Source organism: Thiocapsa roseopersicina (assembly GCF_900106925.1).
GTDB classification, from domain to species: domain Bacteria; phylum Pseudomonadota; class Gammaproteobacteria; order Chromatiales; family Chromatiaceae; genus Thiocapsa; species Thiocapsa roseopersicina.
This window is the reverse complement of the sequence record NZ_FNNZ01000001.1, coordinates 546,806-568,383: the sequence shown is the minus strand read 5'-3', so window position 1 is coordinate 568,383 and position 21,578 is coordinate 546,806. Positions and strand designations below refer to the sequence as shown.

17 protein-coding genes are annotated in these 21,578 nt (G+C 65.9%); 9 read left to right on the top strand and 8 right to left on the bottom strand.

Annotated elements, in window-relative coordinates:
* Positions 1-236: 236 nt before the first annotated feature.
* The 3 genes from BLV04_RS02590 to BLV04_RS02580 are packed head-to-tail and all read right to left on the bottom strand — an operon-like array spanning position 237 to position 3,437.
* On the bottom strand, positions 237-1,580 hold the full coding sequence (locus tag BLV04_RS02590; protein WP_093027802.1) for an ATP-binding protein: 1,344 nt from the start codon (positions 1,578-1,580) through the stop codon (positions 237-239).
* The gene (locus BLV04_RS02585) at positions 1,577-2,245 is read right to left on the bottom strand and encodes a response regulator (protein WP_093027800.1); all 669 of its coding nucleotides are present in this window, start codon (positions 2,243-2,245) and stop codon (positions 1,577-1,579) included. The genes BLV04_RS02590 and BLV04_RS02585 overlap by 4 nt, the downstream gene beginning before the upstream one ends.
* 46 nt (positions 2,246-2,291) lie before the next feature.
* Complete coding sequence (locus BLV04_RS02580) at positions 2,292-3,437, bottom strand: glycosyltransferase family 2 protein (protein WP_093027798.1); 1,146 nt, start codon at positions 3,435-3,437, stop codon at positions 2,292-2,294.
* Positions 3,438-3,659: 222 nt separating this feature from the next.
* Here BLV04_RS02580 and BLV04_RS02575 point away from each other — a divergent pair, with 222 nt between their 5' ends.
* Positions 3,660-5,210, top strand: coding sequence for a glycosyltransferase family 39 protein (locus tag BLV04_RS02575; protein WP_093027796.1), 1,551 nt, complete (start codon positions 3,660-3,662; stop codon positions 5,208-5,210).
* Positions 5,211-5,717: 507 nt separating this feature from the next.
* Here BLV04_RS02575 and BLV04_RS02565 read toward each other — a convergent pair.
* Entirely contained in the window at positions 5,718-6,242 is a 525-nt protein-coding gene (locus BLV04_RS02565; protein ID WP_093027761.1) for a TIGR00645 family protein, read from the bottom strand.
* A 158-nt stretch (positions 6,243-6,400) separates the two neighbouring features.
* Positions 6,401-7,657 (bottom strand): bifunctional alpha/beta hydrolase/OsmC family protein, encoded by a 1,257-nt coding sequence (locus tag BLV04_RS02560; protein WP_093027759.1) that lies wholly within the window; start codon positions 7,655-7,657, stop codon positions 6,401-6,403.
* Between the two features lie 194 nt (positions 7,658-7,851).
* On the opposite strand from BLV04_RS02560, the gene BLV04_RS02555 reads away from it, so the two are divergent.
* The gene (locus tag BLV04_RS02555) at positions 7,852-9,102 is read left to right on the top strand and encodes a lipoprotein-releasing ABC transporter permease subunit (protein WP_093027757.1); all 1,251 of its coding nucleotides are present in this window, start codon (positions 7,852-7,854) and stop codon (positions 9,100-9,102) included.
* A complete protein-coding gene (gene lolD, locus BLV04_RS02550; RefSeq protein ID WP_093027755.1) occupies positions 9,095-9,793 on the top strand; it encodes a lipoprotein-releasing ABC transporter ATP-binding protein LolD in 699 nt (232 codons plus the stop codon). Before BLV04_RS02555 ends, lolD begins: the two co-directional genes overlap by 8 nt.
* On the opposite strand, the gene BLV04_RS02545 is transcribed toward lolD, so the two are convergent.
* The gene (locus tag BLV04_RS02545; RefSeq protein WP_093027753.1) at positions 9,739-10,290 is read right to left on the bottom strand and encodes a DUF2062 domain-containing protein; all 552 of its coding nucleotides are present in this window, start codon (positions 10,288-10,290) and stop codon (positions 9,739-9,741) included. The genes lolD and BLV04_RS02545 overlap by 55 nt on opposite strands.
* A gap of 140 nt (positions 10,291-10,430) precedes the next feature.
* On the opposite strand from BLV04_RS02545, the gene BLV04_RS02540 reads away from it, so the two are divergent.
* The 4 genes from BLV04_RS02540 (at position 10,431) to tsaB (ending at position 15,675) form a co-directional block, all read left to right on the top strand.
* On the top strand, positions 10,431-12,758 hold the full coding sequence (locus tag BLV04_RS02540) for a DNA internalization-related competence protein ComEC/Rec2 (RefSeq protein ID WP_093027751.1): 2,328 nt from the start codon (positions 10,431-10,433) through the stop codon (positions 12,756-12,758).
* 29 nt (positions 12,759-12,787) lie between these two features.
* The gene (locus BLV04_RS02535; RefSeq protein WP_093027749.1) at positions 12,788-13,780 is read left to right on the top strand and encodes an adenosine kinase; all 993 of its coding nucleotides are present in this window, start codon (positions 12,788-12,790) and stop codon (positions 13,778-13,780) included.
* 173 nt (positions 13,781-13,953) lie between these two features.
* Positions 13,954-14,898, top strand: coding sequence for a cyclic-di-GMP receptor FimW-related protein (locus BLV04_RS02530; RefSeq protein ID WP_093027747.1), 945 nt, complete (start codon positions 13,954-13,956; stop codon positions 14,896-14,898).
* A gap of 96 nt (positions 14,899-14,994) precedes the next feature.
* A complete protein-coding gene (gene tsaB / locus BLV04_RS02525) occupies positions 14,995-15,675 on the top strand; it encodes a tRNA (adenosine(37)-N6)-threonylcarbamoyltransferase complex dimerization subunit type 1 TsaB (protein WP_093027745.1) in 681 nt (226 codons plus the stop codon).
* Here the strand turns inward: tsaB and BLV04_RS02520 are convergent.
* A complete protein-coding gene (locus BLV04_RS02520; RefSeq protein WP_093027743.1) occupies positions 15,659-15,922 on the bottom strand; it encodes a hypothetical protein in 264 nt (87 codons plus the stop codon). The two genes, tsaB and BLV04_RS02520, sit on opposite strands and share 17 nt — an antisense overlap.
* Before the next feature lie 197 nt (positions 15,923-16,119).
* Between BLV04_RS02520 and BLV04_RS02515 the strand changes: the two genes are divergently transcribed.
* Together BLV04_RS02515 and BLV04_RS02510 are read left to right on the top strand one after the other, a co-directional pair.
* On the top strand, positions 16,120-17,361 hold the full coding sequence (locus BLV04_RS02515) for a glycerate kinase type-2 family protein (RefSeq protein ID WP_093027891.1): 1,242 nt from the start codon (positions 16,120-16,122) through the stop codon (positions 17,359-17,361).
* Positions 17,358-18,194 (top strand): ferritin-like domain-containing protein, encoded by an 837-nt coding sequence (locus BLV04_RS02510; protein ID WP_093027889.1) that lies wholly within the window; start codon positions 17,358-17,360, stop codon positions 18,192-18,194. Before BLV04_RS02515 ends, BLV04_RS02510 begins: the two co-directional genes overlap by 4 nt.
* A gap of 131 nt (positions 18,195-18,325) precedes the next feature.
* Here BLV04_RS02510 and BLV04_RS02505 read toward each other — a convergent pair whose 3' ends face one another.
* The gene (locus BLV04_RS02505; RefSeq protein WP_093027741.1) at positions 18,326-21,391 is read right to left on the bottom strand and encodes a chemotaxis protein CheB; all 3,066 of its coding nucleotides are present in this window, start codon (positions 21,389-21,391) and stop codon (positions 18,326-18,328) included.
* Between the last annotated feature and the right edge of the window lie 187 nt (positions 21,392-21,578).

The window sequence follows — 21,578 nt, the reverse complement described above, 5'->3', positions numbered from 1 at the left end:
CGCTGAATGGCGTCGCGCGATCGTCCGCGCGGGTCTTGCCTTCATCGGGCCGGCTGACCCGACGGAGTGCCCAGGGAAGCCCAAGGGACCGGCCAGGTCGGAGTGGACGCGGCGGTTTGGGACCGCAAGGCTGATTCCACTCCGACACTATCCCGTCACGCCTTAAGCGAACCTTAAGGCGACATTTGGCAATCCAGGAGGGGACGAGACCGGAGTCTTGACCGACTTCGCCGCACCTACGCCACCTTGCGGAAACGTACCTCGACGCGCAGGCCCGCACCATCGTCCGCGTCCAGCAGCTCGATCCCTGCGTCATGAAGATCACAGATGCGCCGCACGATGGCCAGACCGAGCCCGGCACCGGGCTCGGTCTGGCCGGCGGGGCGATAGAAGCGATCGAAGACCCGCGTCCGGTCCTCGGCCGGGATGCCGCGCCCGGCGTCCTCCACGCACAGCAGGACGCAATCGCGCCGCACGCTGACCGTCACGGCGACACGCCCGCCCGCCGGGCTGTATTTGATCGCGTTATCCAGCAGGTTACCGACCAGAATGGCCAAGACCTCCGGCGCGATCTCGACCAGACAAGGCTCGCCGTCCGGGGTTTTGAAGACCAGCTCGATGGACTTGGCGTTCGCCGCTCCCTGTCTGTCCGCCACCGACTGTTCCGCCGTCCCGACCAGCGAGCAGGTTGGGCGCCCGCTGCCGTCCGCCCGCGGTTGCAGCCGGGACAGGACGAGGAGCTGGGAGATCAGATGCGTCGCCCGGTCGACCCCACGAATGAGGGTATCGAGCGCCTCCGCGCGTTCGCCGGGGTCGGCGCTGCGTTGGGCGATCTGGGCGTGTGTACGGATGATGGCGAAGGGCGTACGCAGCTCGTGCGAGGCATCGGCGGCAAAATGCCGCTCCGTGTCCAAGGCAGACTCCAGCCGATGCATCAGGCCATTGAGCGCCTCGATCAGCGGTCGGATCTCGGTCGGTGCGCGGCGCGCGTCGAGCGGCGCCAGTTGGTCCGCCGAACGCTGCCTGATGGCGTAAGCAAGCCGGCTCAGGGGGCGCAGTCCGTCCGTCACCGCGAGCCAGATCAGCAGCACTGTGAGCGGCAACGACCAGAGGATGGGTTGCAACGCATGGAGGGTCAGGTACTCGATGAGCTCCTGCCGGATCCCGTCATTCTGCGCCACATAGAGCACCTCGCCGGCGTGTCCCGTCGGGAGTCCGAAGACGCGCCACCGGGTCGCTCCGATGGTCTGATCCGAGAATCCCGGCTGCCGTGCGAGCGGTTCCAGCGGCGCCGCACCGAAGCTGCCGACGAGCACGTCCTCCCGCCAGAGCTGGAAACTGATCATGGATTCGTAGGGGTGCCCGATGGGCGACAGGGTTTGGGGCGCGCCGGCGATGGTAGGCAAATCGCCGGACAGCGTGATCTGATGCAGGACATGCGCGGTCTGCGCCAACTGCGCATCCATCAATTCACCGACCTCATGCCCCGAGCGGTTCCAGGCAATCAGGGCCACCGCGATCCAAATGACGGTCCAGACGACGCTGAGCGAGAGCAGCAGGCGACGGCGCAGCGAGCTCACTGCGGCGGGACCGAGACCAACCGATAGCCGACCCCGCGCACGGTGAGGATGCGGTGTTTCCCGAGCTTGTTGCGCAGATTGTGGATATGCACCTCCAGTGCGTTGCTCTCGATCTCGTCGCGCCAACCATAGGCCGTCGCCGCCAGGCGCGCACGCGGCACCACCCGGTCGGCATTGGCGATCAGCGTTTCCAGTAGGACGAATTCCCTGGGCGACAGGGACAGCGGTCGGTCGCCGAGACTCACCTCGTGTCGCACCGTGTCCAGCGCCAGCTCACCGGCCAGCAACCGGGGTGTCGCATGGCCGTCGCGGCGGCGCGTCAGCGCACGGATCCGCGCGCTCAGCTCATCGAGATCGACGGGCTTAACCAGATAGTCGTCCGCGCCCGCGTCCAGCCCCGCCACTTTGTCCGCCACCGCATCACGCGCGGTAAGGATCAGAATCGGCAGATCGATCCCCTTGCTGCGCAGAGCACGCAGCAGGGAGAGGCCATCGCGTCCCGGCAGCCCCAGGTCGAGCACCAGAACATCGAAGTGCTCGACCCGCAGTGCATGCTCGGCCGGGTCGGCACTTTGGACCCAGTCTGCCCGATAGCCGTCCTGACAGAGTCCGGTACGCAGGCCCGCGCCGAGGAGCGGGTCATCTTCGACGATCAGGACGCGCATAGATCCTTCAGGGTGGTGAGAAGCGACCGGAGACCGAACCGCAGACCTAAGCCGCTCGCGGCCGCTTCCAGGTATAGACGGCCGTCACCGCATAGTTCCAAACCGCACCGACCAGGATCCCGGCGAGCGCCGAGAGGAACCAGCCGGAGTGCCCGCCTTGGAACAGATAGTTGGCGATGCCGACGTTGGCCAGGGCACCGACGCTGCAGGCGGCGACGAAGGAAAACCAGCCCCAGAGCAGCTGCCGGCCGCGCAGACGCATGTCGCGATAGGTCAGGATGTTGTTCAGGAAGAAGTTGCTGGTCATGGCGACCAGCGTCGCAGCGGACTGACCGATCAGGAAGGCGCCAGACCCGAGCAGGGTCAGCATGGGCCAGAGCACGGCCATGTGCACGAAGACACCGAGCCCGCCGATGGCGGAGAAGGCGATGAAGCGCACCGGGATGACCGGGCCGATCAGCTTCTGGGTCAGCATCAGCAGATATTCCCAGAGGACCGCGTTGTCGAGCTTGCTGCTGCCGGCCTCGCGCGGACGGAAGGTGAAGGGCAGCTCGCGAAAGCGCAGGGGTTGCTCGGCTTCGGCGAAGATGTCGAGCAGGATCTTGAATCCGACCCCGCTGAGTCGCCGCACGCACCCCTGGACGACCGAGGCACGCACCAGAAAGAACCCGCTCATGGGGTCCTGCAGGTCCGCATGGATCAGGTACTGGCCGATCCGGGTCGCGAACCGGCTCATGGATTGTCGACGGGCATTCCAGTCCCCCATGCCCCCGCCGGAGACGTAGCGGCTGCCGACCACGATGTCCAGGTTCTCGGCCTTGATCACCTCGAGCATCTTGGGCAAGAGGGTCTCGTCGTGTTGAAGGTCGCCGTCCATCACCGCCAGAAAGGGCGCGGCGGTCGACATCATGCCCTCGATGCAGGCCGAGGAGAGCCCACGTCGGCCGATACGCTGCACCAGCCTGACACGCGGATCCTGTCGTGCAATGGCGCGGACCCGGTCCGAGGTTCCGTCGGGCGAATCGTCGTCGACGAAGATCAACTCCCAGTCGATCTCCTGCAACACCGCGTCGACCCGCCGGACGACCTCGTCCACCATGTCCGCTTCTTGATAGGTCGGGACGATGACGGCCAACTCGGGCGGACGGCAGTGGTGTCGAGGCATCGGCTGATCCGAGATCCAGTTGGTCATGAGCGGAGGGTCGATTCGTCGAGGGAAGGAACGTGCGGGACGCGCCTTTGAAGTAGACTGCCGCCCGCGGATGCGGCCGCCGGAACGGTGACGAGACGGCAGGCCCAGGCTCCGAAGAGTCTTTATTCTAACGCGATCGCGTTCCCGCCACCTCGACCGATCGCGGCCCGGATCAGATCCGCCGAACCCGCCGATTCAGACAACGCAGCGAGTCACGAGACCATGGAAACGACCCGAGGCATCGATACACCCCGTCAGGCTTGGGGCCTCTTGCTCGCCCTGATCGCAGCCATGACGGCTTGGCGGCTGGGTGTCGCCGCGCTCCTGCCGGTCACGCAGGACGAGGCCTATTATTTCGACTGGGCCCGCAGCCTCGCCTGGGGCTATTTCGATCACCCGCCGGGCGTGGCGCTGCTCGGCATCGGCACCTGGCTCGCCCCAGGGTCGGCGCTCGCCGCACGCGCGGGGACACTGATTGCCAGCGTGCTGACGCTGCTCATCCTTGCACGCCTCTTCCGCAACTGCGGCCTCACGGCACCGCGCGATCTGGCCTTGGCGCTGGTCCTGGTCTTCGCGACCATTCCCGGATTCGCCGGCGGCGTCATCACAACGCCCGACACCGTGCTGGGCCTGGCCTGGGCGCTCGCCCTGCATGAGAGCGAGCGCGCGCTTGCCGGCCAGCGTCGACGTTGGCTCACCGCCGGAGCAGCAGTCGGTCTCGGTCTGCTGGGGAAATACACCATGGTCTTGATCGGACCGGTGCTGCTCTTGGCCATCATTTTCACCGACCCGCGCGCACTGCGCACGCGCTGGCCTTACCTCGGCGGGCTCGTCGCGCTCCTGGTCTTCGCGCCGAACATCCTCTGGAATCAGCAGAACGAGTGGCTGACCATGCGCTTTCAGTTCGGGCATGGCTTCTCGACCGAGGTGGGCGCGCTTCCGGTCGGCGCCCCGGGAGCCATCGAGCATGTCGGCCCCGAGTCGGCCGGCGAGCGACTGGGCAGCCTCTTGGGGTATCTCGGCACCCAGCTCGCCTTTTGGGGGCTGATCGCCATCCCGCTGCTCCTCGCGCCCTGGATCGTTCGCAAGCGCGACGGCAAAACCGAACCCGGGCCGACGGGGGCAATTGCCCGACACGCCAAGCCCCTGCTGTGGGCTGCAACCCTCTTCCCCTTGGGCTTCTTCGCCTTGGTCGCAACCGGCAGCGAGGTGGAGCCGAATTGGCCCGCCGTCTATCTCATCTCCGCGGCGCCCTTGGCGGCGTTGCTCCTGCGCAATCTGCGCCCCTGGGCCATCGCCGCCGCTCTGGGCAATCTGCTGCTCCTGAGTCTCTATGCAGTCCATGCAGCGACCGCGGCGCTGCCGCTCGGAGACAGTCAGAACCGCGTCCTGCGCGAGACCCATGGATTTCGAGAGTTGGCCGAGATCGTCGGCACACTTGAGGAGCCCGTCTATGCCGATCGATACCAAACAACGGCGATGCTGCGCTTCTACAGGCCGGACTCGGGTACGACGACCCAATGGCCCGGCCTCACCCGACCCTCCGAGTATCTGCGGGGACAGATCGCGCCGCGACTGGATCCGGAGTCCGTCGATTCACCCTTCTGGCTGGTCTCCGGATTCGGCGCATCGCCGGTTATCGCGGGTTTTCGCAGCGACACCCATCGCAGGCTCTTTGATTGCGCCGGGGAGCCGCTGAGCGAAGCCGCGGAAGCGCACTGCCCGCGCCCACTGCACACTTGGAATCTGTATCGGTACATTCCGGAGGAGTGAGGCAAACGGCAGGGGAAGGGTGCACGCCGGACCCGTTAAACGACATCGAACGACTGCCGTGCCATGCGCGCCGGCGTTGTTCGTACTCCGGCCAACGTGGCGCGGAGCGCCAAGGGAGGCGTGACACCGCCGGAGCGGTGTCACGAGTATTCTAGGAGAGCGGGTGGCCGGTTCTACGAGCCGGCCTCAAGCATCTGACCCGGCGCACGCGACTGCAGCATTTCACGGACCTCGTCGATCGAACGGGTGCATCCTCCGAGATGGATGACGGCATGACAGTTCGGGCAGACAGGCCGAAGGTCGGTGATCGGGTTCACGGCATATCGGGCGCCGATCTCGGATAAGGGTGTGAGATTCATCTCGGGTGAAGGCTTTACGCGTTGCCATTGACGTCTTTCGTTTCCCGCCGAACGCGTTCACATCGGAGCGTCTAGCCCGCCGGAGCACGATACGGTTTGCGGGCTCACTTCATCCGACAACATGGGTGATCGAGGCGGACCATGTCGATCAATGATCGTCCCCGCGATTGCTCGCCTTATCCGCCGAGATCCGATCCATCATCGCAAACAACAGCCCGGATACGACGAAGGTCATGTGGATGCCGACCTTCCAGGCCAGCTCCTCGTTCGTCAGGCGATCCACGTACATGAACGCCTTGAGCAGCTCGATGCCGGAGATGGCGACGATGGAGCCGATGAGCTTCATCTTCAGCTCGGCGAAGCCCACATGGCCCATCCAGCCCGGGCGATCCTCGTGGTTTCCCGTATCGATCCGCGAGACGAAGTTCTCGTAGCCGGCCAGCACGATGATGAGCACCAGGTTGGCGATCATCACGACGTCGATCAGGGAGAGCAGCCCGATGATCACCTCGCCCGCCTCGGCATTGAAGACGAGCGGGACGAAGTGGATGAACTCCTTGACGAACTTGACCAGCAGCAGGGCGATGGCGAGGACGAGGCCCAGATAGAAGGGTGCAAGCAACCAACGGCTGCTGAAGATCACCAATTCCAGAAATTGTTCGATCCGTTTCATGTCGAGGTTCCGGTTTACCTTCAAGCCATTGAGTCGGAGTCCAACGATTGCGAGCCGCGGACAGGGGTGACGGGAGCGGGCGGGATGCTACGCGGGCGCGGCCGCCACTTCAACGGCGCTCGGTCATTCGGCCCTCGCGCCTCGTTTTGGGCGTCGGTTCAGGCGGCCCGCGGCTCCTCCTCGAAGCCGATCTGCACGTGCGTAGAAGCAGCCAGCGTGCGATAGACCGGGCTGCGAGCGGCGATCTCGAGCAGACGGGCGCGCTCCTCGGACGTGAGGGCGCCGAGGATGTTCAGGCGCACCTCGATGCGCTCGAGCTTGCCCTCATGCTCGCCCTCGCAGTCGCGGCAGTCCGTGCCGTGAACCCGCTCCTGGCTCAGACGCACCTCGACGTCGTCCAGCGCAAGCCCCTGGTGCCTGGCGTAGGTCCGCACGGTCATGGAGATGCAGGCGCCGAGCGACATCAAGAGCAGATCGTAGGGTGTGGGCCCCAGATCCGAGCCGCCGACCGACTTGGGCTCGTCGGCCAACCATTGATGGCGATGGGTGTAGAGCCCGCGCAGGAAGCGGGTATCGAGCTCCGTGACCAGCACCTCTTTCTCCGCCACCCGAGGTGCGGTCCCGATGCTCTGCTCGAAGCCGTGCTTGCCGAGCCCGAGATAACGGCTGGCCCAAGCGACCAGGGTTTCGGCGACGTACTCGGCATCTTCTCGATTGCCGAGCATATGGTCCGCCTTGTCGAGCGAGATGAAGCTCTTGGGATGCCGCGCCGCCTGGAAGATCTTGCCGGCCTCCCCGATCGACACGATGGTATCGAGCGGCGAATGGAAGACCAGAAGGGCGCGGTTGAGGTGACGGATGTGGTCCGCCGAGGCGTATCGATCTAAGTCGTCGAGCAGCTGCTTGCGAATGCGGAAGCGCCGCTGCCCGATCTGCACCTCGGCCTCGCCCGTCTCCTCCAACTGGCCGCGCGCCCCGCTGAGAAGGTGCTGGACATGGGAGGCGGTCGCCGGGGAGGCGATGGTCACCACCGCCTCGACGGAGGGGAGCGCGTGCACCGCGGCCAAGACCGCCGCGCCCCCAAGGCTATGCCCGATCAGCAACGCCGGGGCCTCGTAGTCCTCCTCGAGCTTGCGCGCCGCGGCGAGCAAGTCGGCGACGTTGGATGAGAAATTGGTGTTGGCGAAGTCGCCGTCGCTGTTGCCGAGCCCGGTGAAGTCGAAGCGCAGCACGGCGATCCCGCGCGCGGCCAAGGCTCGACTGATGCGGGTCGCCGCGGCGATATCTTTACTGCAGGTAAAGCAATGCGCGAAAAGGGCATAGCGGGCCGTCGGCACACGATCCGGAGGCGTTTCGAGCAGGCCGACCAGCGTGTGCCCCTCGGGATTCGGAAATTCGAGCTTGATACGTGCCATGCTAATTCCTCGCGTTGGAGATCCAGTCGGTCCGGGAAGAGCCTCCGGCTTCCAGCCGCCGGCCGCCAGCTTTTTTTATCCATCGAATGGATAGCATCGGGGCGGACCATCCCACTACCCTAGGGCCCGTCCGCCAGCACCCTGCGCCACGGTTTTCGGGCGCGTCCTCGGCCTTTGTGGTTAAATCCCGCGCCATGTTCCATCCCATCGCAATCTACATCGGTCTTCGCTACACGCGAGCGAAGCGCCGTAATCATTTCATCTCCTTCATCTCGGGCACTTCGATGGTGGGCATTACGCTCGGCATCGTGGCGCTGATCGTGGTGCTCTCGGTGATGAACGGTTTCCACAAGGAGATCCAGGCTCGCATTCTGAGCATGGCCTCGCACGCCACACTCGCCGATCCCTACGGGGGGGGCATCAAGGACTGGCGCGATGTGCTGGAGCAGGTTCGAGCCCATCCGGATGTCGTCGGCGCAGCGCCCTTCGTCGAGGTTCAGGGGATGCTGGTCAACGGCTCGCAGGTGAGCGGCGCCCTGATCCGCGGCATCGTTCCGACAGAGGAAGACCAGGTCGCGGAGCTGCGACGGGATATGGTCGCGGGCTCGGTAGACGACTTGGTCGACGGCGAGTTTCGGATCATCCTCGGGCAGGATCTGGCGAATTTCCTCGGCGTGGTGCCCGGAGATAAAGTCACCGTCGTCACGCCCCAGGTGAGCGCGACCCCGGTCGGGATCATGCCGCGGCTCAAACGCTTCACCGTGAGCGGCGTCTTCTCGGTCGGCATGGCGGACTACGACCGCAATGCCGCCTTCATGCAGATGGACGACGCGGCCAAGCTGCTGAGCCTGGGCGATGCGGTCTCGGGTGTACGGCTGAAGTTGACCGATATGTGGCTGGCGCCGCAGCTCTCACGCGATATCGCCTACGAGCTGGACGGGGTCTACCGCGTCCTGGACTGGACCCAGGTCCACAGCAACTTCTTCAGCGCACTGGCGATGGAGAAGCGGATGATGAGCATCATCCTCTTCCTGATCGTGGCCGTGGCCGCCTTCAATATCGTCTCGACCCTGGTGATGGTCGTGACCGACAAGCAGGCCGACATCGCCGTGCTGCGCACCCTCGGTGCCTCGCCCGCTCGCATCATGGGGATCTTCATGGTGCAGGGCACTGCGATCGGTCTGGTCGGGACCCTCATCGGGATGGTGGCCGGGGTGATCCTGGCGCTCAACGTCGAGACCGTCGTCGCCGGGATCGAGGGGCTCTTCGGCGTGCACTTCCTTGATCCGACCATCTATTACATCAGCGCGCTGCCCTCGGACGTGCATCTGAAGGATGTGCTGTTCGTCGGCGGTGCGGCCTTCCTGATGTCCGTGCTTGCGACCATCTATCCGGCCTGGCGTGCGGCCGCGACCCAGCCGGCCGAGGCCCTGCGTTATGAGTGAGCTCGTGCCCGTGTTGGAGGTCAAAGGCCTGTCGAAGACCTTCCGTCAGGGTCCGCTGGAGGTCGAGGTGCTACGCGATGTGGATTTTCGCGTCGGTGCCGGCGAGCGGATCGCGATCGTCGGGGCGTCGGGCTCGGGCAAGAGCACACTGCTGCATTGCGTCGGCGGACTGGAGCGCCCGAGCAGCGGGAGCCTGCGCTGGCTCGGTCAGGAGGTCAACCGACTCTCCGAGACCAAACGCGGCCTGCTGCGCAACCGCCATCTCGGCTTCGTCTATCAGTTCCATCACCTGCTCGCCGAGTTCACCGCGCTCGAGAACGTCGCCATGCCGCTGCTGATCGGCGGCAGCCGGCCGAGCGATGCGCGCGATCGCGCGGCGGCCTTGCTCGATCGCGTGGGACTCGGGAGCCGTGCCCGGCACAAACCCGGCGAGATGTCGGGCGGCGAGCGTCAGCGCGCCGCGGTGGCGCGCGCCTTGGTCACCCATCCGGCCTGTCTCCTGGCGGACGAGCCCACGGGAAACCTCGATCGGGTCACCGCCGCCCGCGTCTTCGATCTGATGCTGGAGCTCAATGCCGCGATCGGCACCAGTCTGGTCATCGTCACCCACGACCAGGAGCTGGCCGCCCGCATGGATCAGGTCTGGCGATTGGACGACGGGCGGTTGTCGCGCGACGCCGACGCCCGATAGCGTTCCCGTCGCTCGCGGATCCGGCGCATCAGCCGACGGCGCCAGATCTGCTGAATCGTGAGATAGCCTAGTCCCGAGCAGAGGATGCCGCACACCAGGTTGCCGAGCGCCAAAGGCCAGATCACGGCGAGCCAGTGATGCCAATCCAGCCAGTACTCGAGCGCGAATTCGCCGGGCTCGATCCCGAGCATCCAGCAGCCGAGTCGATACGTGAAATAGAAGACCGGCGGGATGGTCACCGGATTGGTGACCCAGACCAGCGCGACCGAGATCGGGAGATTCACGCGCAGCACGATGGCCGCCGCGGCGGCGATCAGCGACTGGCCGAAGGGCGGCAGAAACATCACGAAGCAACCGACCGCGGTGGCACCCGAGACCGAATGCCGGTTCAGGTGCCAGAGATTCGGGTCATGCAGGAGCTTGCCGAAAACCCCGAAACGGCCGCTCGCACGGATGACTCCGGCGGCGGGTAGATTTCGCTTGAGCCATCGTTTCACGCCGCAAGTCCGGTGGATCTTACGCCAGAGGAATAGGCCGCGGAGTATATAGCAGTCATGGACAGATGCAGTGATCCGCGTTGTCGGGATCGGCACCGGCCGTGCAACGGCGGTCACGAACCCCTCGCGGTGCCCCGACGATGACCCGGAATACGACTGGCGCCGGTCTCGCATTCGCCTCCGGCGTCGCCGTCGTTTACCTGCTGCCGTGGCTGCCGCCGCTTGCCCCCACCGGCTTCGTCACCGTTGGTTTGGCGATCGCCGCGTGGCGCTGGCGCCTGCTGCGACTGCCCTTCTGGCTGCTGCTCGGCGCATTCTGGGCGCAGTGGCACGCCTGCCTCCTGCTTTGTGCGCCCTTTCCGGATGATCTGGCCCGTGCGCCTCTCGTCGTGGAAGGGCGCATTGCCTCGATCCCGACCGATTCGGGTCTCGCTCGGCGATTCCTGTTCGAGGTGGAGCAGGCCCGGCACGAGGGCGAGCCCATCCCCTTCACCGGCCTGGTCCGGCTCTCCTGGTACGAGGGTGCGCCGCCTTTGCGCGCCGGGGAGCAATGGCGCCTGCCCGTGCGGCTCAAGCCCCGGCACGGTCTCGCCAACCCGGGCACCTTCGACTTCGAGCGCTGGCTGTTCGAGCAGGGTGTCAAGGCGACGGGCAACCTGCGCCGAGGCGAGCCGCCGCAGCGGCTCGATGCGGGTGCCGGCCGCTACTGGCTCGATCGTCGGCGCCAGGGCCTGTCCGAGCATCTTGCCCAAGTCTTGGACGGCGCACCGGCCTTGCCTCTGGTACAGGCACTGGTGATCGGTGATCGCTCCGGATTCGATCAGGACGACTGGGAGGTCATGATGCGCACCGGAACCAATCATCTGGTCGCCATCTCCGGGCTGCATGTCGGCCTGATCGCCGGTGCGGTCTTCTTTCTGGTACGTTGGCTGTGGTCGCGCAGTGCTCGCCTCACGGTCGCGTTGGCAGCGCCGCGCGCGGCGGCGATCGGCGGGATGATCGCCGCACTCGGCTATGCGGGACTGGCGGGCTTCGCGGTCTCGACCCAGCGTGCGCTTGTAATGATCGCGGTGGTCTTCGCGGCGCTTCTCTGGCAGCGGACGCTGCGGCCCTACCACGCGCTCGTGCTGGCCTTGGTCGGTGTGCTGCTGGTCGATCCGGGGGCGGTGCTGTCGCCCGGATTCTGGCTGTCATTCGGCGCCGTGGCAGTGCTCGTGTTCAGCCTCGGGCAACGGCTGCCGAGCCGCGATCTCTGGACGCGCTGGGGTCGGGCCCAATGGGCGGTCGGGATCGGTCTGCTGCCGCTCTTGTTCCTGCTCTTCGGGCGGGCTTCGCTCATCGCGCCGCCGGTGAATCTGGTCGCCGTGCCGCTCTTCAGTTTGATCCTGCTGCCGCTGGTCCTGACGACGAGTCTGCTGAGCCTGATCCCCGGACTCGGCTCGGTCCCCTGGTGGCCCTTGCAGTGGACGGCGCATCTGCTCGGGTGGTGTCTGGACGGGCTCGCCTGGATTGCCGCCTTGCCTTGGGCCGCGATGGCGCTGCCCGAGCGTCCGCTCTGGGTCTGGCTGGCCGCGGGTGCGGGGGCGGTGCTGATGCTCGCGCCGCGCGGGTTGCCGGGGCGCTGGCTGGGTCTGCTGCTCGTCGTCCCGATGTTCGTTCTGGGAACGCCCCGGCCGGGCTACGGCGAGGCTTGGTTTACCCTGCTGGACGTCGGGCTTGGCCTGTCCGCCGTGGTCCGTACCCGCGAGGGCACGCTCGTCTACGACACCGGCCCCGGCTTTCCGAGCGGGTTCGATACGGGCAGCGCGGTGGTCGCGCCCTTTCTGGCGGCCCACGGGGTGCGTCGGATCGAACGTCTGGTCGTCAGTCATGCCGACCGCGATCACGCCGGTGGTCTGGCCGGTTTGGCCGAACGTATTCCGATCGATCGCATCGACAGCGGAGAGCCGGGAGATCTGGATCCGCCGGGCGCCGAGCCTTGCCGAGCAGGCGATGGTTGGGACTGGTCCGGCGTGTCCTTTCGGTTCCTCCATCCGTCCGATGCGGGGTTCCGGGGCAACGACGCCTCCTGCGTGCTGCGTGTCGAAACCGGGGATCGCTCCATCCTCCTGACCGGCGATATCCAGGCGAGGGTCGAACGCCGTCTGGCCCGTGAACGGGGAGATGCGCTCGTGAGCGATGTGCTGGTCGCCGGTCACCACGGCAGCGCAACCTCGACCCATCCCGATTTTCTGGACGCGGTCTCGCCCGGACTGGTCCTCTTCGCCTCCGGCTATGCCAACCATTTCGGCTTTCCCGTCGCCGAGGTGCGCGAGCGGGTCTCGGCGCGCGGTATCCCCGCACTGGACACGGGTCTGGTCGGCGCGGTCGAGCTGCGGCTCGGGCCGGACGGCACAGTTGCGGGCCCTTGGGCATGGCGCGAGCGCGGCGGCCGGTTCTGGACCCATCGCGCACTCGGTATACACTGACGCCTTTTCGATGAGGAGACGAGGGATTCATGGCGAAATATCAGGTCTACGGCATCGGCAACGCGCTGGTGGATATGGAATACGAGGTGGATGCGGCGGATCTCGGCATCCTGGGGATCGACAAGGGTGTCATGACCCTGGTCGACGAGGTGCAACAAGCAGCGATCATGTCGCATCTCAAACATCACCAACCCCAGCGCGGGTCGGGCGGATCGGCCGCGAATTCGGTCATCGCGCTCAGTCAGCTCGGCGGCAAGGCGTTCTACTCCTGCAAGGTGGCGGACGACGAGCTCGGCCATTTCTACATGGATGATCTGGTCCGCGGCGGTGTGGACACCAACAACCACACCCGTAAGGCCGAAGGCCACACCGGGCGCTGCGTCGTCCTGGTCACCCCCGACAGCGACCGGACCATGTGCACCTTCCTGGGGGTGAGCGGCGCCCTCTCCACCAACGAGCTGGTCGAGGAGGCGCTGCGCGAGTCGGAATGGTTCTACACCGAGGGCTATCTGGTGACATCGGATGCGGCCCGCGAGGCGTCCATCGCCGCGAAGGGAATCGCCGACGCGGCCGGGGTGAAGACCGCGATCTCGCTGTCCGATCCCAACATGGTGAAATTTTTCAAGTCCGGACTGCTCCAGATGATCGGCTCGGGGGTGGATCTGCTGTTCGCCAACGAGTTCGAGGCGATGGGCATGGCCGGCAGCGAGGATCTCGGTGTCGCGGTGGAGTATCTGAAGACCATCAGCCGCACATTCGCCATCACGCGCGGGCCTGAAGGTGCCTTGGTCTGGGACGGCGAAGGCTTGATCGAGATTGCACCGATCAAGGTCAAGGCCGTGGATACGGTCGGTGCCGGGGACATGTTCGCCGGCGCCTTCATCTACGGGCTCAGCCAGGGCTGGGACTTCGCGCGGGCGGGCAATCTGGCCTCCGCGGCCTCGGCAAAACTGGTGACCTGCATCGGCCCGCGGATCGCGGCGGACGAGACCCGGGCGATCCTCAAAGGGTTCGACAGCTGATCGGTCGTCGTTTTGAATCTGCGGAGCGGTCGGCAGTTCGAGGCACCCCGCCGGGGCTAGCATTCAGTCAAAGGATCCTGCTCAGCGTACGGACTTGCTCCAGGGGATGGGGTATCCGCGGACCTGTCGATGGATAGGCCCGCGGCGGTTCGTCATCGACCCGCGGATTTGGCATGATGACCCTTCAGACCTCTGCTCGACCCGCACCCGGCTTGCCGACGGGCCTGACCTTATCCATCCCGATCGGGGAGCCTGCTTCGTCCGGCAGTCTCGGGTCGGCGAGCGGCCTGCTTGCCGCCGTCCCGTCGGTCGGGGACCGGATTACCCCCGCCAAGCTGATCGAGATGCTGCAAGCGTTGCTGACGAGCGACCTGGACGCCGCCGCACGATTGCGGTTCCTGCGCGCCTGGAAGGCACCCTTGCTGGCGTCATGCGAGCATACTGGTGCTCACGTCGGGGAGGAGACGGGCGAGCGCCCGATGGGATCCGGGTCGGTGTTCGAGGGGCGTCTCTATCGATTGATGTTCCGCAATCTCGCGGCGGCCATCGAGCTGACCGCAAACCGCCAACGTGCTCCCGATGCCGATCTGAGCGGGTGGGCTGTCCGCAACCTTTTTCATTTCTTTCAATACCAGATACGACATGCCGCGCGCTTGCAGATCCCGCTTCCCGCGGGATCCTGGCGTGATCTCCATGCCCTGTCGGTGCGGCTGGTCGTGAGCACTAGGTATCCTCGATCGGTTGACGCTTCGCGGGACGCCTATCCTGTTGTCGGGTATCAAGGCATCAGGTCGATCGAGCTGAGATACAAGGAGATCCTTCTGCTCGGACTGATCGCGCAGGTCTTCGTGAACGCGATTCAGGATCGCATGAGCGGATTGAGCAGCTGGGCGGTCGAAACCCGCTTGGAGACTCCGTTCGGCCTGTCCGGTCAGCGTGGATTGTGGCTGGTGGATCTCGCCGACGATGCCCCGCCGTGCGAATGCGCCGGGCCCTTGAGCCCGGATTTTCGCGGTTGGGTCTTGTTCCCGCCGTTGGATTTTGTCCGCATGCTCGACTCGGCGCGCCTGTCGGAGACCTCCGATCGAGGCCGGGCTGTTCGCCCGTCCCCTTTTTAGGAACGGTTCAAAAATCGGATATCCGCAGCTCGGCGCCGACTCCGTATAGAATCGCAACCAAGGATCCCTTGGCTGCATCTATTGCCCTTCTCCCTCATGACGACTCTCCTCGCGATCGATACCTCGGGCGACGCCTGCTCGGCGGCACTGCTCTCGGGCGAGCGGATCGAGCAAGTGCTCGAGACCGCCCCGCGTCGGCACGGCGAGCTGATTCTGGGCATGATGCAGCAGGTGCTGGACGACGCCGGAACGCGTCTGGATGCGCTGGACGCGATCGCCTTCGCGCGCGGTCCCGGATCCTTCACGGGTGTGCGGATCGCGGTCGCTGTCGCGCAGGGAGCCGCCTTCGGCGCCGGGTTGCCGCTCGTGCCGGTCTCGACCTTGGCCGCGATCGCGCAAGGAGAGTTTCGGCGCAGCGGCGAACGCCGTCTCCTGGTGGCTCTGGATGCGCGGATGGGCGAGGTCTACTGGGGATGTTTCGAGATCGATGAACGCGGCTTAGCCGTGGCCCGCTGCGAAGAGCGCGTCTGTCCACCGGAGGCGGTCGAGTCACCCGACGGCGAGGGATGGTTCGGTGTCGGGCCGGGCTGGTCTGTCTACGGCGCCGAGCTTGCCGCGCGCACCCGCGTGTCCCCGAACGCCTATGCCGGCGAGACGATCTGCGAGGCTCGCGATCTGGCCGTCCTCGGAGCCGCGGAGCTTGCTGCGGGGCATGCGGTGCCGCCCGAGCTGGCGGCCCCCGTCTATCTGCGGGATCGCGTTACGCGGGTCGGCTGAAGGTCTGGCCGTGGATCCGTTCACGTTCCCGGTCGTGCCGGCAGTGGCGCTTGAGACAACTGATGACGTAGTGCAGCAGGGTTCCGCCGACGGCGAGGAACACGGCCGCCCCGGCCGCCACTCTGATGGTGGGCTCGACCTGGGAGAGGCCCAGCACCAGCCAGGTGATGAAGGCCAGTACACTGGAGATCAGCAAGACCATGACGAAGGGCAACGGGGAACGATTGCATTTCGGGCACAGCTTCATGGATTGGACTCGTTCGAATAGGATTCAGTGGAGGGTCCTTTTTTGTTCTCGGGCTTCGGCCGTCTATGTCCCTTTCCTGGCTGCCGGTTTCGTTTCTCGCCGACAGTTAGACATGTCTTTTCTGTGGATGGCATTGACGAATGTCAATTTGAAGACTTGGCTTGCCGTTTTCCAACCCGTCGCTCGGGTCGGTCTCGATGGCTGACACCGCCTTCGCGCGTCATCTGTTGCTTGAGGTCTTTGCCGCGGCACTGCGCGCGGTGGAGGGGCGTTCGGTCGTCGCGCAGGCGCTCGCCGCGCGACCCTTGGGCGGCGGCTCCGTGTGGATCTGTGCAATCGGCAAGGCCGCGCAGTCCATGGCGCTGGGCGCCTGCGATGTCTTGGGCCCGCGCGTTGTCGGCGGCCTACTGATCACCAAACCCGGTCATCTGGATCACACCGCCCTGGCCGGGCTTGGGATGGAGAGCCTGCTCGGCGGTCATCCCATCCCGGACGCGGGAAGTCTGGAGGCCGGTCGGCGCTTGATCTTCGCGCTCGGCGCGTTGCCGTCGCAGACCCAGGTGCTCTTCCTCGTCTCCGGCGGGGCCTCGAGTCTGGTGGAGGTGCCGATCGCCGGACTGGATCTCGCCGATCTGCGGCGCATGAGCCAATGGCTGCTCGGCAGCGGACTGCCCATCGACGCGGTGAATCGGGTGCGCAAGTCGGTGTCTCGGATCAAAGGCGGAGGGCTGCTGAGCCCACTCGGCGACCGGCCGACCCGTGTGTTGGCGATCTCGGACGTGCCGGGGGATGATCCGGGCGTGATCGGCTCCGGACTGTTGGTTCCCGAGGTCGGTCTGGCCGAGGGGGTTGCGGGGCTCGATCTGCCGACCTGGCTTTCCGGGTGGGTCGAGCGCGGCCTGGTTGAGCGGGGACCTTTGCCGACGCGCGGTCCGCAGATCGAGCTTGTCGCGACCCTGGAAACCGCTAAGGCCGCCGCGGCCGAGGCGGGGCGCCGTGCGGGTCTCGCGATTCGGGTCGATTCGCAGCCGGTCGAGGGCGATGCCGCGCTCGCGGGTCGACGTTTGGCGCGTGCTTTGCTTGCCGGTTCGCCGGGTCTTGCGATCGCGGGCGGGGAAACGACGCTGCGTCTGCCGGATGCGCCGGGGCGAGGCGGTCGCAATCAACACCTGGCCCTGGCGGCGGCGATCGAGCTTTCCGGTCACGCCGATGCCGTCTTGTTGAGCGCGGGGACCGACGGGACCGATGGCCCGACGGACGACGCAGGGGCCTTGATCGACGGTGCCACGCTGGAACGCATCCAAGACGCCGGACTCGACGCCGCACAGGGGCTGAATCGCGCCGATTCGGGCACACTGCTCGAGGCGAGCGGCGACCTGATCCGCACCGGACCGACGGGAACCAACGTGATGGATCTGATCCTGGGGTGGCGCGGATGACGCAAATGCAGGGCAACCTCTTCGATACGGCAGCCGCCTGTCTCGGCGAGCCGGATCCGGCCCGCAAGCAGGCCGCGACGCAAGCGGCCGCCGAGCAATGGCAAGCCGGGTGCCTGCATGCGGATGCTGCCGGCGCGGCCCCGGTTAGGGAACTGCCCGGTCGTCCGGAGCGGCCCGAGCTGGTTCCGCCGCGTGCGCTCAAGGCGCGCAAGCTCAAGAGCCGCGAGGGCCGGGCCGCCATGATCCACGCCGTCGCCCATATCGAGTTCAACGCCATCAACCTCGCCTGGGACGCGGTACAGCGCTTCCGCGAGATGCCGATGGCCTTTTATGCCGATTGGATCCAAGTCGCGGCCGAGGAGGCGGAGCATTTCGGCCTCATGCGCAACCGTCTTCGGGATCTGGGCTACGACTACGGCGATTTCCCCGCCCACGACGGTCTCTGGGAGATGGCGCGCACGACCGCCCACGACCCGCTCGTGCGCATGGCCTTGGTCCCGCGCGTGCTGGAGGCGCGTGGGCTGGACGTGACGCCGGGGATGATCGCGCGCTTCGAGGCGGCCGGCGACCCGGAAACGGCGGCTTGCCTGGGTGTCATCCTGCGCGAGGAGGTCGGCCACGTCGCCGTCGGCTCGCGTTGGTTCAAGCGGCTGAGCGAAGAGCGCAGCCTCGACCCCGGCCCGCTCTATTTCGATCTGCTGCGCGAGTACATGCGCGCCGAGATCCGCTGTCCGCTCAACCTCCCGGCCCGTCGCGAAGCCGGCTTCGACGAGGTCGAGCTCGATCGCCTGCAGGCGCTGTGTCGGGCGGGGGAAGCTGGACGAGCTGGCTGATCCGCGCACCGAGGCGTGCGTGGTTGACCCTGGAAAGCGGCCTGTAGCTCGGTAATGTGGACGAGCGAGAGCGAAGTCCACCAAGCCCCGCAACGGCGCTGGTGGACTGCGCTGCGCTTGTCTCTACCCGGTTAGGTGTCGGTCGTGCTTGCAGGGCGCTCGGTCGTCGCAAACGCGTAGGGGTTTCCGCGTGTGTCCAGCAGTGCAATGGGATGGATCTGCACGGGCACACGACGGCCGTCGGCATGCATCCGCGTGCTCTCGAACGGATCGACGCACTCGCCTCGTTGCAGTCGCTCGATCGTCTCCCGATAGAGCGCCATCGCCTCGGGCGGAATCAGGCGCTCGATCGGCATCGCCAGGGCATCGCTCTCGCGATAGCCGTAGATGCGCTCGGCCGCCTGGTTCCAGGCACGAATGGAACCGTCGAAGCCCTGCATCGTAATGGCATCGTCGGCGTCCTTCACCAGGGCCACGAGCCGTTGCTCCTGCTCCAAGGCACGGCGCAGACGAGCCTCGGAGGTCTTGACCTCGTCGACGTCGACGAAGGCGATCACCGCGCCCTCGATGCGGTTCTCCGTGGACTTGTAGGGGCGAATCCGCACCGAATACCAGTGGCCGTCCTTATCCTGAACCTCCAGCGCCTGGGGCGTCACCTGGTCGATGACCGTCTGAACCCGGGTATCCAAATCGGGAATCTCGATATTCGGCTTGATGTTGCCGATGGGCCGGCCGCGATCCGAGGCGATCAGGTTCAACAGACCCCCGGCCTGGGGCGTGAACTGACGGATACGCAGGTTCGCATCCAGAATCAGCACCGGGAGATGGACGCTGACGAGGAGATTACCGAGATCGCTGTTGGCCTCGGCGAGATCGTGGTTGCGGTTCTCCAGCTCGCAATTGACGGTGGCCAGCTCCTCGTTGGTCGATTGAAGCTCCTCTTTGGCCGTCTCGAGCTCCTCGATCGTGCTCTGAAGCTCCTCGTTGGCGGACTGGATCTCTTCGTTGGCCGATTTGAGCTGCTCGTTGTTGCGCTCCTGCTCCGTGATGATCGATTGGAGATAATCGCGTGTGGAGGTCAGCTCGCGCTCCAGCCCGACGATACGCTCGTCCACAGGCATCGGGGGCTCGCTCGTCGTGCCCGGTGCGGGAACCGAACCCGGCTCAGCGGCCGCGGTCTCCTCAAACAAGACCAACAGCCGATCGGGCGGCCCGCCGTCGTCGATCGGCAGCACCCGCAGACCGACCCAAGCATCGATGCCGTTGCGCCGATACCAGACGCGACTCTTGCTGACGGCCGTGCCGCTCGTACGCGCCTCTTGCATGGCCGCGCGCAGCTCCACCGCGAGCTCGCGGCGCGCGAGCTTGAGTAGATTCAGGGTCGCCGTGCCCGGGATCGGATCCAGATAGCGACCGGTCTCGCCACGGAACAGCAGGATATCCAGATCGCCCGACACCACCACGCCCGGCGGCCCGTAGAGCTTGAGGATCATCCGATCCGTTGCTTCGGTCAGATCGATCGGCTCGCTCGCGCCCGCCGCTGCGGGGAGGACCGGGGCACCGACCGGCGATTGAAACGCGCGCGGCATGAGTGCGGGGTCGAGCCGGGGCGCGTTGGATTTCTTCGTATAGATCTTGGTCTTTTGGTCGAGCAGCGCGAAGAGATCGGCCCGTGCCCCGATGGACTCCGAGGCACCCAACATCAAAAACCGATTCGGCTCCAAGGCATAGTGGAAGATCTGCAGGGCCTGCTTTTGTAGAGGCGGCCCGAAATAGATCATGAGATTACGGCAGGAGACCAGATCCAACCGGGAGAAGGGCGGATCCTTCACCAGATTCTGCACCGCGAAAATACACAGATCCCGCACCGGCTTGGCAACCTCGTAGCCGCCGGCAACCTTGACGAAGAAACGCTTCAGCTGCTCGGGTTCCAGATGCGCGACCAGCGGCTCGGCAAAAAGACCGGCGCGGGCCTTCTCGATCGCCTTCGCGTCGATATCCGTGCCGAAGATTTGGATGCGTGTCCCGGTCGCTTGGTCTCCCAGATAGTCGATCATGGCGATGGCGATCGAATAGGCCTCCTCGCCGGTCGCGCAACCCGGCACCCAGACACGGACCGGGCGCTCGACGTCCGACCCCGCGAAGAGGACCGGAAAGACCTTCTCGCGCAGGGCGTCGAACGCCTCGGGCTCGCGAAAGAACCCGGTGACGCTGATCAGCAAGTCGTCAAAGAGTTTCGCGATCTCCTCGGGCTCTGATTGGAGATACCGCACGTACTCGGCAAGCCGGTCGATCCGATGCACGGCCATCCGCCGCTTGATCCGCCGCAGGATGGTGTCGCGCTTGTAGAAGCTGAAGTCGTTTCCGGTGTGGGTGCGCAGCACCATGAAGATCTTGCCGAGATCCTCCTCATTGCCGCCCGGCAGCTCCGCGATCCCGCGCGCGGGTTGGCGGAGATAAGGATGACGCGCGATGCGCGCAAGCTCGCACGCCATCTCCGGCGGCGCCAACACCAGATCCACACAGCCGGCGGCGATCGCGCTGCCCGGCATCCCGAAATGCTCCGCACTGTGCTCGTCCTGGGCGAAGGTCATTCCGCCGACCGCCTTGATCGCCTTCAGCCCATGGGTTCCATCCGAGCCGGTCCCGGAGAGAACCACACCGATGGCCTTGGGCCCCAAGTCGTCCGCGAGGGTTTGCAGAAAGCTGTCGACCGGCAGGTGCAGCCCGCGCTCCTCCCTGCGCGCCAACACAAGCAGCCGCCGATGATGCAGCCCGAGCGAGCAATTCGGCGGGATGATATAGATATGGTCGGGCTCGACCAACTCCCCGTCCACGGCCTCTCGCACCGGCATCCGGGTCGCCCCGACCAGCAGTTCGACCAGGAGGCTCGGATGCGCCGGATCCAGATGCTGGATGAGCACGAAGGCCATGCCGGTACGCGTCGGTAGATGGTGCAGCAGACGCCGGAAGGCATCGAGCCCGCCGGCCGAGGCGCCGATCCCGACGATCGGGAAGACGCCGTTCTCCGGCTCGGCATCTCGGTCGGCGGGGCTCCTGCCCTTGCCGCCCGTGGACGCGGCAGGCGCCGCGTGCTCGACGGCGCCGCTCGCGGAGGCGCGGGAGGGCGCTTGCGAACGCTCGGGGGAAGACTCCGGCGTGGGGGGGGGCCTCGATGCTTGCGGATCAGAGCTCATCGGTGACTCCTTGTAGTCGACCGCAAGATCAATACATGGGCAAAACGGACTGTCAACTCATTGCGCGCAGCCACGCTCGATCGATGCCCAGTTCGCCCGGGGGCAGGTCAGTAAGACTACTGAGCCCGCCCGCATGAAGCCACAATACAAAAATCGCCAGTTCAGTCATATACTTGTGCCTGGTGAA

Bases quoted from the DNA above. Each gene is read 5' to 3' on its own strand.
- BLV04_RS02585 (WP_093027800.1), bottom strand. From the start codon at position 2,245: ATGCGCGTCCTGATCGTCGAAGATGACCCGCTCCTCGGCGCGGGCCTG.
- BLV04_RS02580 (WP_093027798.1), bottom strand. From the start codon at position 3,437: ATGACCAACTGGATCTCGGATCAGCCGATGCCTCGACACCACTGCCGT.
- BLV04_RS02575 (WP_093027796.1), top strand. From the start codon at position 3,660: ATGGAAACGACCCGAGGCATCGATACACCCCGTCAGGCTTGGGGCCTC.
- BLV04_RS02565 (WP_093027761.1), bottom strand. From the start codon at position 6,242: ATGAAACGGATCGAACAATTTCTGGAATTGGTGATCTTCAGCAGCCGT.
- BLV04_RS02560 (WP_093027759.1), bottom strand. From the start codon at position 7,657: ATGGCACGTATCAAGCTCGAATTTCCGAATCCCGAGGGGCACACGCTG.
- BLV04_RS02555 (WP_093027757.1), top strand. From the start codon at position 7,852: ATGTTCCATCCCATCGCAATCTACATCGGTCTTCGCTACACGCGAGCG.
- lolD (WP_093027755.1), top strand. From the start codon at position 9,095: ATGAGTGAGCTCGTGCCCGTGTTGGAGGTCAAAGGCCTGTCGAAGACC.
- BLV04_RS02540 (WP_093027751.1), top strand. From the start codon at position 10,431: ATGACCCGGAATACGACTGGCGCCGGTCTCGCATTCGCCTCCGGCGTC.
- BLV04_RS02535 (WP_093027749.1), top strand. From the start codon at position 12,788: ATGGCGAAATATCAGGTCTACGGCATCGGCAACGCGCTGGTGGATATG.
- BLV04_RS02530 (WP_093027747.1), top strand. From the start codon at position 13,954: ATGATGACCCTTCAGACCTCTGCTCGACCCGCACCCGGCTTGCCGACG.
- tsaB (WP_093027745.1), top strand. From the start codon at position 14,995: ATGACGACTCTCCTCGCGATCGATACCTCGGGCGACGCCTGCTCGGCG.
- BLV04_RS02520 (WP_093027743.1), bottom strand. From the start codon at position 15,922: ATGAAGCTGTGCCCGAAATGCAATCGTTCCCCGTTGCCCTTCGTCATG.
- BLV04_RS02515 (WP_093027891.1), top strand. From the start codon at position 16,120: ATGGCTGACACCGCCTTCGCGCGTCATCTGTTGCTTGAGGTCTTTGCC.
- BLV04_RS02510 (WP_093027889.1), top strand. From the start codon at position 17,358: ATGACGCAAATGCAGGGCAACCTCTTCGATACGGCAGCCGCCTGTCTC.
- BLV04_RS02505 (WP_093027741.1), bottom strand. From the start codon at position 21,391: ATGAGCTCTGATCCGCAAGCATCGAGGCCCCCCCCCACGCCGGAGTCT.